The organism is Curtobacterium sp. MCLR17_043 (assembly GCF_003224215.1).
In the GTDB taxonomy this organism is placed as follows: domain Bacteria; phylum Actinomycetota; class Actinomycetes; order Actinomycetales; family Microbacteriaceae; genus Curtobacterium; species Curtobacterium flaccumfaciens.
Window position 1 is genome coordinate 94,622 of sequence record NZ_QKLH01000004.1, and the last position, 12,266, is coordinate 106,887.

The window sequence follows — 12,266 nt, forward strand, 5'->3', positions numbered from 1 at the left end:
GGTCAGTGACCGCGGACGTCACCCGTCAGGATCGCGTGCTCGACACCCGCTGACAGCTCGTCGTGCAGGGCGTCCGCGAAGAACTCTCCGGCACCCAGGCTGATGAGGTGCGCGACCGCGGCCTCGGCGGCCGGGAACCCTGGCTCCCACTCGTCGTGCAGGAACGCGCGGACGTGTCCGGACTCGTGCACGACGACCACGCCGATGTGCTCGTGCCGGGTGCCGTCCTCGAGCACGGCGTCGAAGACGATGGGTTCGGTGTCCTCGCCGAGCTCCTCGAGCAGGACGGTACCGGTGCCCGGCCACTCCGTCCGGTACGGCGGCAGGTCGGGTGCGTGCAGGTGCCCAGCGAGCTCGTCCGACGCCGACTCGATGTGTCCGGTGGACAGGTACTCGTCGACGACGTCGTGGATGCGGGCGTGCAGGTCCGGCTCGTACTGCCACCAACGCTGGTGCACGGTGCGGAGCCACTCCTGGGTCGCGGCGTCGGCCGAGGCCGAGATCCCCACGAGCTGCGGTGCGGTGCCGGGCGAACCGACAACCTCGAGCTGTTCGTCGTGCGTCTCGACCGTGATCGACCCGGTGGTCTCGTCCGGGTGCACGCCGTGGACGTCCTCGGGCGCGGCGGCCCAGATGCTGGCGGGGAGCTTCGGCGGCAGGTCGAAGGGCACCGCGATCGCGGGTTGCGTCATCGCGTGGTCGATCGCGTCGCCGAGGTGCACCTCGTCCGCCCGGGACCCCATCACGATGCCACCGGCCGGCGGCACGAGCGACAGGTGTTCCAGGTCGTCCGGCGCGGCGTTCATCGAGGTGAGCACCGCGGTGTCGGCCCACTCCACGAACGCGCCGGCGGACCGGTCGTCCTCACCGAACGGCACGTCCCACACCGACGGGTCCGTGAGCACCCACGATGCGGTGCGGCCGGCCGGTCCGTGGCGGACGGCGTCGACGATCGCCGGCACCAGTCCGGGCAGCCCCCGGTACGCGGGACGGACCGTGAGCCGGTCGACGGCGAGCAGGTCGGGCTTGCCGAGCATCTCGGCGGCGTGGGTCTGCAGCGAGAAGAACGTCTCCCCCGTCGCGTCCTGCGCGGCGACGGCGGACGCGAAGGACCCGGCGACGTCGGAGACCTGGTAGCCGAGCACCAGTGCCTCGAGCGACTCCGGTGCACGGCTCGTGAAGGCGGTGACCTCGGCGACGGAGACCGCCTCGGTCTCGTCGTCGTCGGTGATCGGGACACGGACGTCGATCACCCACCGGTCGACGTCCTGCCCGGGGTAGGCATCACCGTCCTCGTCCGAGATCGTGATGTGCACCAGGCGCAGGGAACCGTCCCAGGCGTCGTGGACGTGCTGGGCGATGGCGGCATCGGGGTCGTCGTTCACGGACGCAACGGTACCGGTGCGGAGGGCCCCGACCGGAGCCGCGTGCCCGAGGAGGCGTAGGCGGAACACGACGGGCACCGTGTCAGCAGGTCGTGGGTGCAGTCGATCACGTGCTCGAGGAACCGCTCGGCGTCGGCCAGCTGGTCACGCTGCGCCCGGATCTGACGGAGACGCTCGGTGATCACTCCGGACCGGTCGGGTGCACTCCGTCGGAGCACCAGCCGGATCTCCGCCAGGCTCATGCCGACGCCCTGGCAGGCCCGGACGACCTGCAGGCGACGGACGTGTTCCTCGGAGTACTCCCGGTGACCCGACGGCGCTCGATCGGGGACGACGACCCCCGTGTCGTGCCAGTGCCGCAGCACGTGGGCCTCGACGCCGATCCGCCGAGCTGCTGCACCGATCAGCACTGCCCCGTCCGTTCCTCTTGACCTCAGGTCGACCTGAGGTCCTAGCGTGCGACCATGCTGCCACGTCGAGTGCCCCTCCCCGTCCCCCTCCCCGCTCCGGTCCCCGTCGTCGTGGACGGCACGACCATCGCCACGAGGGTCCTCGAGCCGGCAGGACCGGCACGCGGCGACGTCGTCCTGTCTCACGGCACGCCCTGGTCGTCGGCGGTCTGGGCCGAGGTCGGCCGGGCGCTCGCGCAGGACCACCGGGTCTTCCTCTGGGACATGCCCGGGTACGGCGACTCGGACCGCGGGCCGACCGTGGACACCACACTCCGAGCGCAGGCCATCCGTCTCGGCGCGCTCCTCGACCGGTGGGGGCTCGATCGACCCCACCTGGTCGCACACGACGTGGGCGGCGCCGTGGCGCTCCGGGCGCACCTGCTGCACGGTGCCGAGTACGCGAGCCTGTTCCTCTGGGACGCCGTCGTGCTCGACCCCTGGGGGTCTCCGCTCTTCCGGCTGGTGGCGGAGCACCGTGACGGCTTCGACCGACTCCCCGGCGACCTGCACGCCGCCCTGGTGCGGCAGTACATCGACGGTGCCTCGTCGCGGGGCTTCTCGCCGGCGGACCTCGAGACCCTGGCGCGGCCGTGGGCCGGCCCCGAAGGGCAGGTCGCGTTCTCACTCCAGATCGCCGCGCTGACCCCCGACGACACCCGGGCCGTGGCCGAGCTGTTGGGCTCCGTGCGGTGCCGGACCCGGATCGGGTGGGGGCGGCAGGACCCCTGGATCCCCCTGCACCAGGCGTACGACCTGCAGACGGCGCTGCCGGGGCACCCCGAGGTCGTCGTGCTCGACGACGTCGGCCACCTCGCGCAGTGGGAGGACCCCGTCACGGTCACGGCCGCGCTCCGGCAGTGGGTACACCGTCCGGTGGGCTCGGAGTGACCCTGCACGGAACCGTTCAGATCAGGGCGCGGGCGGCGAGCACGACGGCTGCTCCCCCGACGGTCAGCGCCGCGAGCACCGACAGCACCACCGCGACGGTGTCCCGTCGAGCCGGGGCACTCGAGCGGACGGCACCGGCGACGAGTTGCTGGGCCGCCGCCAGGGACGCTGCGCTCCCGAGCGGACGGTCGTCCTGGTCGAACGCCAGGAACCGTTCACGGACGTGCAGCACGAGCCCCAGGCTGGTCCCGTGGTCGCGCGCCACCCACGACTTCGGTCCCTGTTGCTCCCAGCGGACTGCGGTGTGCATCGTCCGGACTCACGTTCGGTGGACGACGACGGGGCAGGTGGCGTGCTGCGCACACTCCTGGCTGACCGAGCCGATGAGCAGCCCGCGGAACCCTCCGAGCCCGCGGTTGCCGAGCACGAGGAACGCTGCGTCCCGACCGGTTTCGATGAGGACCTCCGCCGCGGGGCCCTCGACCGTCTCGCTGGTGACCTGGACGTCATCGCCCACCAGGTCCGCCGCGACGTCGAGCGCCCTCGCCGCCTTGGCCTTCGCGTCGCCGTCGGGTGACCAGTGGTCGAACGGGGGTTCGTCACGGTTCAGCGCCGTCGGCCACTCCCAGCTCGTGACGGTGCGGACGGGGGAACCGAGGCGTCTGGCCACGGTCAGCGCGAACCGGAGCGCCTCCCACGACTCCTCCGACCCGTCGACCCCGACCACGACGGTCCCCGACCCGGTGACGGGCCGCGTCGGGTTCCGGTGGATCATGACCGGGCAGGGGGCGTGCTGCATGCAGGCCGTGCTCACCGAACCGAGGAGCAGCCCGCGGAACCCTCCCCGACCCCGACTGCCGACCACGAGGAGGGCCGCGCCCGCCGCCGACTCGACCAGGACCTGGGCGGCCCCACCTTCGACGCTGCGGGTCGTGACCGTCCCGGCGTCCAGCCGTTCCTGCCCGATCTGCTCCTCCGCGTGCGCACGGATCTCCTCGGCATCGTGCAACGGCGACCAGCTGGACCCGGCCGGCGGCGCACTCCAGCTCGTCGGCCACCGCCACGTGGTCACGACGTCCACCGATGCCCCGAGCCGGTCCGCCATCGTCATCGCGGCGTCCAGTGCTCCGACGGAGGCGTCGGAGCCGTCGTAGCCGACGACGATCCGGTTGCGTTCTCGTTCTGCCATCAGGTTCTGTCCTTCGTTCTCGATGTGCTCGGTGGGCGTCCTGCGCCGTGTGCTGCACCGCGTCCTTCACGACGTCGTCGCGGCAAGGAGGGTCAAGGTCGTGGCGTCCTCTCGGCCGTCCCGGACGAACGTGACGGCGAACCGGTCGCTGCTCGCGTTGGTCGCCTCCAGGAAGGTGACCGTCTCCGGATGGAGGACGTCGACGCCCTCGATGGCGGTGATCACGTCCCCGACGGCGATACCCGCACGGTCGGCGGCTCCGCGCGCCGTGACCTCGGTGACCTGCAGACCCGGACCGACGGCGCCGGTCTGCTGTCGGACGACCACGGGCACGGTCTGCATCCCGAGGGTCGGGTGGGCGACCTCGCCGTCCGTGCGGAGCGCCTCGGTGATCTGCCTGGCCACGGCCGCCGGGACGGCGAAGCCGATCCCGATGCTGCCGCTGCCCTCGCCGTTCGTGGTCGGCACGGTCGCGATCGCCGTGTTGATGCCGACGAGACGCCCGTCACAGTCCACGAGTGCACCTCCGGTTGCCGGGGTTGATCGACGCGTCCGTCTGGATCGCACCGGTCAACACCGTGGTGCCGGTGCCGTCCGCCGTCGGCACCGGGACACTGCGCCCGAGGGCGCTGACGACACCCGTGGTGACCGATCCCGACAGCCCCAGCGGAGCGCCGAGTGCGACCACGGGTTCGCCGACGACGAGTCGGTTCGAGTCGCCCCAGTCGAGCGCCGGCAGCCGGCGGTCCGGTTCGGTGCGCAGGACCGCCAGGTCGGTCCGCGGATCACGACCGACGATCTCGGCCGGGAGTTCCGTCCCGTCGTCGAGTCGCACCGTGATGCGTCCACCGCTTCCCTCCGCGATGACGTGGTCGTTGGTCAACACGATCCCGGACGGGTCGATGACCTCACCGCTGCCCGAGCCCTCGCCGCTCGGCGAGCTGACCTCGATGGTCACGACGCTCGGCAGCACCCGTCGAGCGACGTCGGCGGCATTGCAGACCGCCGCGGTGGTCGTGCGGCCGGCCCCCGCTTCGTCCGTCCTCGCCTCGTTCCGCGACCCGATCCACCCGGCGAGGGTGCCGACGGCGAGCACGGCGACGACACTCGCTCCGAAGAAGAGCCAGGAACGGGCCCGGCCGGGTTCGGGTCCGGACCGTGGAGCGCTCACGCGGGCAACGGGTCGCGCAGGAGCGGACACGTCATGCAGTGACCACCGCCTCGTCCGCGTCCGAGCTCGGCCCCCCGGATCGTGCGGACCTCGACGCCGGCCCGGGAGAGCAGGTCGTTGGTCAGCGTGTTCCGGTCGTAGGCGTAGACCACACCCGGTTCGAGTGCGACGACGTTGTTCGCGCTGTCCCACTGCTGTCGTTCCGCGGCGTACTCGTCACCGCCGGTGTCCACGACGCGGAGGCCGTCGATGTGCATCGCGGCAGCGACCACGTCGAGGAACGGTTCCGTCTCCTCGACGACGTGCACCGATCCCGTGCGGCCGGGCAGCAGGGTGAACGGTTTGATGTGGTCGACGATCTGCCGGTAGACGGTCACGACGTCGACGTCCGCGAAGGTGAGGACGGTGTCGAGGTGCATGGCCGCCCGGAGCTTGGGCATCCCGGCGACGATCACCCGTTCCGCCTCGCCCCGGTCGAACAGCGCGGCGGCGACCTGCGTGATCGCCTGTCGTGACGTCCGTTCGCTCATGCCGATCAGCACGACACCGTTGCCGACCGGCAGGACGTCGCCACCCTCGAAGGTCGCAAGCCCCCAGTCCCGCTCGGGGTCGCCCCACACCACGTGGTCGAGCGCCGGCGCGAAGGCCGGGTGGAAGGAGTAGATCGCCTTCATCAGCAGCGTCTCGTCGTGTCGAGCGGGCCAGTACAGGGGGTTGAGCGTCACCACCCCGTTGATCCAGCAGGTGGTGTCGCGGGTGTAGAGCATGTTCGGCAGCGGCGGCATGAGGTAGTCCGCGGCCGAGGCGTTCCCGTGCAGGCGGAGGTAGTCCGGACGACCGTCCGGTGTCAGGTCCTCGACGTTCAGCCCACCGATGAGCACCTCGGCCAGGCCCCTGTCGGTGTACCCGCCGAGGTGCTGCATCGTCGCGTCGACGAGGAGCGGACCGACCTCGTTGGGGGTGATCTTGCGCTCGAGGAGCCAGTCCCGGGCCCCCGGGACGCCGAGGGTCTCCTCGAGGACACGGTGGAGTTCCAGCACCTCGACGCCCTGGCCCTCGAGGTCGCGGACGAACGAACGGTGGTCCTCCTGCGCGTTCTCCACCCACAGGACGTCGTCGAAGAGCAGTGCGTCGTTGTTGCTCGGGGTCAGTCGCGCGTGTGCCAGTCCCGGCTCGCACACCAGGACCCTCCGCAGCCTGCCCACCTCGGAGAACGCGCCGAACGCGGGGGCGGCGGACGTCTCGTCGCCGGTGGTGGTGGTCTCCGTGGTCATGGGGGTTCCCTTCTCAGAGTGTGATGGAGCCGGTGCTGAGCCCGATGATCGCCGCGACCGCACCGACCACCGACAGGACGCAGAGGACCCGTTCGGCGGTCGTGAACACGCGGAGTGCGCGCTCCCGACGTGCGATGACGTAGAGGATCGTCGCGGGTGCGTAGATCAAGAACGACAGGAGCAGGTACTGGGGGCCGGCCGCGACGACGAGGAACACCGTGTAGACGACCGCGACGACGGCCGCGACGAGCTGTCTCCGGGTGAGACCGCCCACCGCTCCGGCAGGTTCGACCCCGCCGTGCGCGCGCCGCGACCAGCGTGGGATCCCGAACTGCACGGCGTACAGGGCGGAGAGGAAGTACGGGATCAGCGACAGCGAGCTGCAGAGCTCGAGCATGGACGTCAGCGCATCGTCGGAGAACATCGTGATCACCAGGAAGACCTGGATGAGGCCACTGGTGAACAGCAGCGCCATCCACGGCGTGCCGTGACGGTTTACACGCGTCAGGAACCGGGGTGCGTCCTCCTGCCGTGCGGCCTGGAACAGCACCTCGCTCGACATCAGGGTCCACGCCAGGTACGCGCCGAGGACCGAGACGACGAGTCCGACGTTGATCAGCACAGCACCCCACGGACCCACGATCTCGCCGAACACGCCTGCCATCGACGGCTGCCGCAACCCCCGCAGCTCGGCGGCGGGCAGAGCGGCGAACGAGACCAGCGTGACGAGCGCGAAGACGGCGAGGACCCCGAGGAACCCGCTGAGCGTCGCCCGCCCGATGTCCTCGCGTCGACGTGCGTACCGGGAGTAGACGGTGGCTCCCTCGACGCCGAGGAAGACGAACACCGTGATGAGCATCGTCGAACGGACCTGGCTGAACAGCTCACCCGCGCTCGGTTCGGCACCGCCCCAGAGGTTCAGCCGGAAGGTGTCCCAGTGGGTACCGACGATCGCACCGACGACCAGGAACAGCACGATCGGGACGAGCTTCGCGACGGTCACGATCGTGTTCAGCGCCGCGGCGTTCTTCGTCCCGCGCAGGACGAACAGGTGGAACGCCCAGAGCATGGCCGAGGTGACCGCCACGGACAGCAGCGTGTCCCCCTCGCCGAAGGCGCGCAGCACGGAGCCGATGGTCGAGCCGATCAGGACCCAGTAGGTGACGTTGCCCACGCAGGCGCTCGCCCAGTACCCGAAGGCGGAGAAGAAGCCCAGGTAGTTGCCGAACCCCGCTTTCGCGTAGGCGAAGATGCCGGCGTCGAGGTCCGGCCGGTGCGTCGAGAGCGCCTGGAACACGAACACGAGCATCAGCATCCCGACGCCGGCCACCACCCACGCGATGACGGTCGCGATGACGCCGGCTCCGGTCGCGAAGTTGCGCGGGAGCGAGAACACGCCCGCCCCGACCATCGACCCGACCACCATGGCGGCGAGTGCCACCACCGACAGCGTGCGGTCCTCGCTCGTCACGGGCGCCTGTTGCTCCTGCACTGCCATCTGCTTCCCTCTCTCGTGGGTCGCTCGGAGTCGGACGTCCGGCTACCGGTCGGCTGCGACGGTCGCTTCGGGTGTGGCGGAGGCGGAACGGCCCCAGTTGAACGCCACGGTGAGCTGGACGACCCCGAAGACGATGAGCACGCTGCCCACAGCTGCGACGGTCAGCAGGACGCCCAGGAAGGGCAGGTTGATCACGAGGATCCCGCTCAGCACGCTCAGGACGGCGAGCACCGCGGTCAGGGCCCGGTGCCCCTGCGCTGGCGAGTACACCATCGCGATGCCTTCGAGGATCCAGGCGAACCCGATGAGCAACGCCACCCAGCGCACGCCGATCGGTGGGAGGACGATCGCGACGATGCCCCCGGCGACCACGAGCAGCCCGAGAACGACCAGCCCGAGCCGTCGCCACCACACCCTCGATGGCGTCGTCGCGGCGCGGAACACCATCGCGGCCCCGGACACCACCAGGTAGGTCCCGAACACCCACGCGACCGCGAAGAGCGTCGCGTGCGGCAGGACCAGCGCAGCCAGCCCGGTGAGGACCCCGACGACCCCGACGACCCCGAGCGCCACACGGAGCCTGCTGCCGACTGCCCCCGAGGACCCGGCCCCCTCGTCGACCGCTCTGTCGACACTCATGCCCGCTCGACCTTCCCTGGAGGTCCCGACTGGTGCTGGTGGTGCTGGCGGTGCGAGACCGCGCCCGAAGTCCGTGTTGCGGACAGGCATACACCCGAACCTGAGGAGTCGTCCACCTTCGATGCGCACGCATGGGAGCGAACCCGACCAGGCGAAGCGGTGTACGAACCCCGTCAAGGAGCGACGCCGCTCCGGACGGTCGGGAGGCACGGAGATGTCGAGGACGGGCGAGGAACGCGTCGGCGCCGGAGCCCGAGCGCGGCCCGGCCCGGCCCCGCGACGGGCGCGGCAGGGCACGGTGCTCGTGATCACCGGGATCGCCGGGTTCATCATCGCGATCCTGATCCTCACCCGCCCACCCGCTGCCCTCGACGCCGAGGTGCACCTGCTCGGCTCGTACATGGTGCTGTCAGGCCTGCTCCGCATCGGCCGGGCGCAGGTGGGAGACGGGATGGCCCTCGTCCGTCGCGTCATCCACGGTGTGCTCGGCACACTCGTCCTCGTCGCCGGTGTCGTCGCCGTCGTGCACCCACCCGGCCAGCTCAGCGCCTGGGTCACGCTGATCGCGATCGCCTGGGTGCTCGAGGCCGCCGTCATCCTCACCGGGTCCACGTTCTCGGTCGCGAGGGGGCTGACGCTCATCGCCGCGGTCCTGTGCGTGTGCATCGCCGTCGCTCTGGTCTCCTACCCGGTCATCGGTGTGGGTGCCGCGACGGCCTCGAGCGCGGTGTTCCTCGTGCTGTTCTCCGCGGCCCAGCTCTTCGAGGGGATCCTCGTCTGGCTCCCGCCCCGCTACGAGACGATCGCCGTCGGCGGCGAGGACACCCCGCACCGACGGCGATGACCGACCACGGGGAACGCCGGACCGTGACGACGTCGTTCGCCGTCGTCGTCGCCGGCGCCGTCCTGGGCGTCGCCGGGGTCAAGGTGCTCTCGTGGCTGGTCGCGCCGTGCCTGCTCGCCCTGGTGATCGTCGTCCTGACCCGTCCGCTGTCTCGTCGGCTCGGTGCACGCGGTGCCCCCGCGGCGGTCGGGATCGCGGCCGCCTTCGTCACGGGGCTCGGGATGATCGTGGTGCTCGTCGCCGTCGTCGCCTTCGCGGCCGTGCGGCTCACCACGGTCGTCCGCGCCTACCGCTCCGACCTCGAGACCCTGGTCCTCCGAGCGCACAGGGTGCTGACCGAAGCCGGTCTGACCGACGCACAGTCCCACAGTCTCACCGACGTCGTCACACCGGACCGCCTGCTGCGGTGGTCCGCCTCGGTCGCCCCGTCACTGGTCAGCATGGGCGCGACGGTCGTCTTCTTCCTCGGACTGCTCCTGTTCCTGTCGATCGAAGCGACCCAGGTCGACCAGCGGCTCGCGGGCCTTCGACGGGCGCGGCCGGCGATCGCGGCTGCCCTGACGGATTCGGCGCGGCTCACCCGACGGTACTTCGCGATCACCGCCGCACTGGCCGTGGTTGTCGGAGCACTCGATGCGATCCTGCTCGCTGCGCTCCGGGTCCCGTACCCCGTCCTGTGGGGCGTGCTGGCGGCCGCGTGCAACTTCATCCCCTACGTCGGGTTCGTCATCGGCCTGGTGCCGCCGGCGTTGATCGCGCTCCTCGACAGCGGACCCGAGCTGGCGATCGTGATCGTGATCGTCTACGTCGTGCTGAACTCCGTCGTCACCACGATCGTCCCGGCGAAGGTCGTCGGTGACGTCGTCGGCATCAGCATGTCCGCGACGGTGGTGTCCCTGGTGTTCTGGGCATGGGTCCTCGGTCCGATCGGTTCGGTCCTCGCCGTCCCGTGCACGCTCGTGGTCAAGAGCGTCCTCGTGGACGCCGACCCGCGCGCACGGTTCCTGGCACCGCTGCTGAACTCCCGGAAGAAGAACACGTCGGAAGAACGCGCACGGTGAGCGACGCGGTTCTCAACCGGGTGGAACGGGACGGAACGGCACCTCGACGGGATCGGTGCCGATCGTGACCGCCGTGCCGGCCGGCACCTCACGCCAGAGTCCCGGGAGCGCCACCAACGGCTCGGAGACGACCACCCGAGCGTTCTCGGGCATGTGCGCCAACCGCCCCACCTCCGGGTACAGCTGCCGGACCGATCCGACGTCCGAACTGATGAAGAGCGAGTTCGCGGTCCCCGCGCTCGCGTAGCGGACGGCCGTCAACGTCTCACCGTCGGTGAGCCCGATCGTCATCTGCAGGGCGCCGTCGATCCCGGCCGCACTCGCGACCGACTCCACGAGCCCCGCCATGCGTTCCAGCCCACCGACCGGGTCCTCCTCGAGGCCGAAGGTCAGTGCGAGATGGAACATGAGTTCGGAGTCGGTGGATCCGAGGATGCACGGGAACAGGTCGTCACGGACCGCGGCGAGCAGCTGCCGACGAACCACGGCGAAGTCCCTGATGAAGCCGTTGTGCACGAACAGGCGGTTGCCGTACCGGAACGGGTGACTGTTCGTCTCCTGGATCGGGGTGCCGGTCGCCGCCCGGACGTGCGCCAGGAACAGCCCGCTCGACACCTCGGACGCGAGTTCGCGGAGGTTCTCGTCCCCCCACGCGGGCGCGGCACTCCGGAAGAGGGTCGGCCGGTCGCGCCGTCCGTACCACCCCAGACCCGTTCCGTCACCGTTCGGAGCCGGGGTCTCCGGTGAGTGGAAACGACTCTGCTCGATGAGCGAACGCTCGGTGTCGTAGATGAGCTCGCGCGGCTCGATCGGATGTCCCACGTACCCCAGCCACCGACACATGCGAGCCTCCCCGGCTTCGTCGCCCGACGCCCTGAGTCAAGCACCATCGCGTGCCGAGCGCCCGCTCGCGCCCCGGTAGCCTGACCGGCACGGCCGCGATCGAGCGATGGCGCCGACGAACGACGGAGGACCACGGTGCCAGCACTCGGAGACGGCCGCGCCGACGGCGTGTGGTGCACGCTCGGCGAACCCCGGACCACCGCACAGATCGCCCAGAACGGGTTCGCCTGGCTCGGCCTCGACGCCCAGCACGGCGCCTTCGACGACGCCACGCTCCTGGCGACGATGCCGGCACTCGCCGCGGTCGCACCGCAGGTCCCCGTCGCGATTCGTGTCGCCGAGGGCTCGGACGCCGCGATCGGCCGTGCGCTCGACCTCGGTGCCGACATCGTGATCGTCCCGATGATCGAGACCGTCGAGCAGGCCGAGCACGCCGTGCGCGCCGCGCACTACCCACCGCGGGGCCGACGGAGCTGGGGGCCGATGGCGGGACTCTGGGGCGGTGCGGCACCATCCGCCGCAGCTGCCGACCCCGAGGTGTGGGTCATGCTCGAGACACCCGCGGGCCTCGGTGCCGCCGAGCATATCCTGGCGGTCCCGAGCGTCTCGGCGGTGTTCGTCGGCCCCTTCGACCTGTCGATCGGGCTCGGCGTGGATCTGCGCGAGCTGCTCGACGCCGACAGCGCCACGGACCCCCTCCCCGCGATCGTCGCCGCAGCCCGCCGCGCGGGCAAGCACACCGGCGCCTTCGCCGGTGACCTGGCCCGCGCCGAACGGCTCCGCGCGCTCGGGTTCGACCGCGTCGCCGTCGTCACCGACGGGACCCTGCTCGCGCACGGTGCGGCCGCGGTGCTCGGCGCAGCAGCCACCGGTCGCACCTCGTACTGACGGGCCGTCAGCGGCGACCTACTGACGGGCCGTCAGCGGCGAAGTACTGACGGGTCGTCAGCGGCGGCCGCACCGGCGACCGGTCCTCGTCCGCGTCCTCGACGCCGCTGAGAGGGCGTGCCCGCGCCCCGGTC

General features: G+C 71.1%; 14 protein-coding genes. 4 read left to right on the forward strand and 10 right to left on the reverse strand.

What is annotated here, in order from left to right:
* Positions 1–2 precede the first annotated feature (2 nt).
* Positions 3–1,385, reverse strand: coding sequence for a hypothetical protein (locus tag DEJ03_RS05230; protein ID WP_110863777.1), 1,383 nt, complete (start codon positions 1,383–1,385; stop codon positions 3–5).
* Positions 1,382–1,795, reverse strand: a complete 414-nt coding sequence (locus DEJ03_RS05235; RefSeq protein WP_110863778.1) for a MerR family transcriptional regulator — start codon at positions 1,793–1,795, stop codon at positions 1,382–1,384. Before DEJ03_RS05235 ends, DEJ03_RS05230 begins: the two co-directional genes overlap by 4 nt.
* Positions 1,796–1,849: 54 nt before the next feature.
* On the opposite strand from DEJ03_RS05235, the gene DEJ03_RS05240 reads away from it, so the two are divergent.
* Positions 1,850–2,725 (forward strand): alpha/beta fold hydrolase, encoded by an 876-nt coding sequence (locus DEJ03_RS05240; RefSeq protein WP_110863779.1) that lies wholly within the window; start codon positions 1,850–1,852, stop codon positions 2,723–2,725.
* A gap of 16 nt (positions 2,726–2,741) precedes the next feature.
* On the opposite strand, the gene DEJ03_RS05245 is transcribed toward DEJ03_RS05240, so the two are convergent.
* The 7 genes from DEJ03_RS05245 to DEJ03_RS17855 form a co-directional block, all read right to left on the reverse strand.
* The gene (locus DEJ03_RS05245; protein ID WP_110863780.1) at positions 2,742–3,035 is read right to left on the reverse strand and encodes a hypothetical protein; all 294 of its coding nucleotides are present in this window, start codon (positions 3,033–3,035) and stop codon (positions 2,742–2,744) included.
* A 9-nt stretch (positions 3,036–3,044) separates the two neighbouring features.
* A complete protein-coding gene (locus tag DEJ03_RS05250; RefSeq protein WP_110863781.1) occupies positions 3,045–3,914 on the reverse strand; it encodes a universal stress protein in 870 nt (289 codons plus the stop codon).
* A 66-nt stretch (positions 3,915–3,980) separates the two neighbouring features.
* Entirely contained in the window at positions 3,981–4,430 is a 450-nt protein-coding gene (locus DEJ03_RS05255; RefSeq protein ID WP_110863782.1) for a S1C family serine protease, read from the reverse strand.
* Complete coding sequence (locus tag DEJ03_RS05260) at positions 4,420–5,085, reverse strand: S1C family serine protease (RefSeq protein WP_181422607.1); 666 nt, start codon at positions 5,083–5,085, stop codon at positions 4,420–4,422. The genes DEJ03_RS05255 and DEJ03_RS05260 overlap by 11 nt, the downstream gene beginning before the upstream one ends.
* Positions 5,082–6,359 (reverse strand): arginine deiminase, encoded by a 1,278-nt coding sequence (locus tag DEJ03_RS05265; protein WP_110863784.1) that lies wholly within the window; start codon positions 6,357–6,359, stop codon positions 5,082–5,084. Before DEJ03_RS05265 ends, DEJ03_RS05260 begins: the two co-directional genes overlap by 4 nt.
* A 13-nt stretch (positions 6,360–6,372) precedes the next feature.
* Positions 6,373–7,857, reverse strand: coding sequence for a basic amino acid/polyamine antiporter (locus DEJ03_RS05270; protein WP_110863785.1), 1,485 nt, complete (start codon positions 7,855–7,857; stop codon positions 6,373–6,375).
* Between the two features lie 42 nt (positions 7,858–7,899).
* Positions 7,900–8,496 (reverse strand): HdeD family acid-resistance protein, encoded by a 597-nt coding sequence (locus tag DEJ03_RS17855; RefSeq protein WP_181422608.1) that lies wholly within the window; start codon positions 8,494–8,496, stop codon positions 7,900–7,902.
* A gap of 214 nt (positions 8,497–8,710) precedes the next feature.
* Between DEJ03_RS17855 and DEJ03_RS17860 the strand changes: the two genes are divergently transcribed.
* Positions 8,711–9,340, forward strand: coding sequence for a DUF308 domain-containing protein (locus tag DEJ03_RS17860; RefSeq protein ID WP_181422609.1), 630 nt, complete (start codon positions 8,711–8,713; stop codon positions 9,338–9,340).
* Complete coding sequence (locus tag DEJ03_RS05285) at positions 9,337–10,401, forward strand: AI-2E family transporter (RefSeq protein WP_110863788.1); 1,065 nt, start codon at positions 9,337–9,339, stop codon at positions 10,399–10,401. The genes DEJ03_RS17860 and DEJ03_RS05285 overlap by 4 nt, the downstream gene beginning before the upstream one ends.
* 12 nt (positions 10,402–10,413) lie before the next feature.
* Here DEJ03_RS05285 and DEJ03_RS05290 read toward each other — a convergent pair whose 3' ends face one another.
* Positions 10,414–11,223: a class II glutamine amidotransferase gene (locus DEJ03_RS05290; protein ID WP_258370561.1), complete on the reverse strand. Its 810-nt coding sequence runs from the start codon at positions 11,221–11,223 to the stop codon at positions 10,414–10,416.
* A 156-nt stretch (positions 11,224–11,379) separates the two neighbouring features.
* Between DEJ03_RS05290 and DEJ03_RS05295 the strand changes: the two genes are divergently transcribed.
* Positions 11,380–12,132 carry an HpcH/HpaI aldolase/citrate lyase family protein gene (locus DEJ03_RS05295; RefSeq protein WP_110863790.1) on the forward strand — a complete coding sequence of 251 codons (753 nt, stop codon included), beginning with the start codon at positions 11,380–11,382 and terminating at the stop codon, positions 12,130–12,132.
* Positions 12,133–12,266 lie beyond the last annotated feature (134 nt).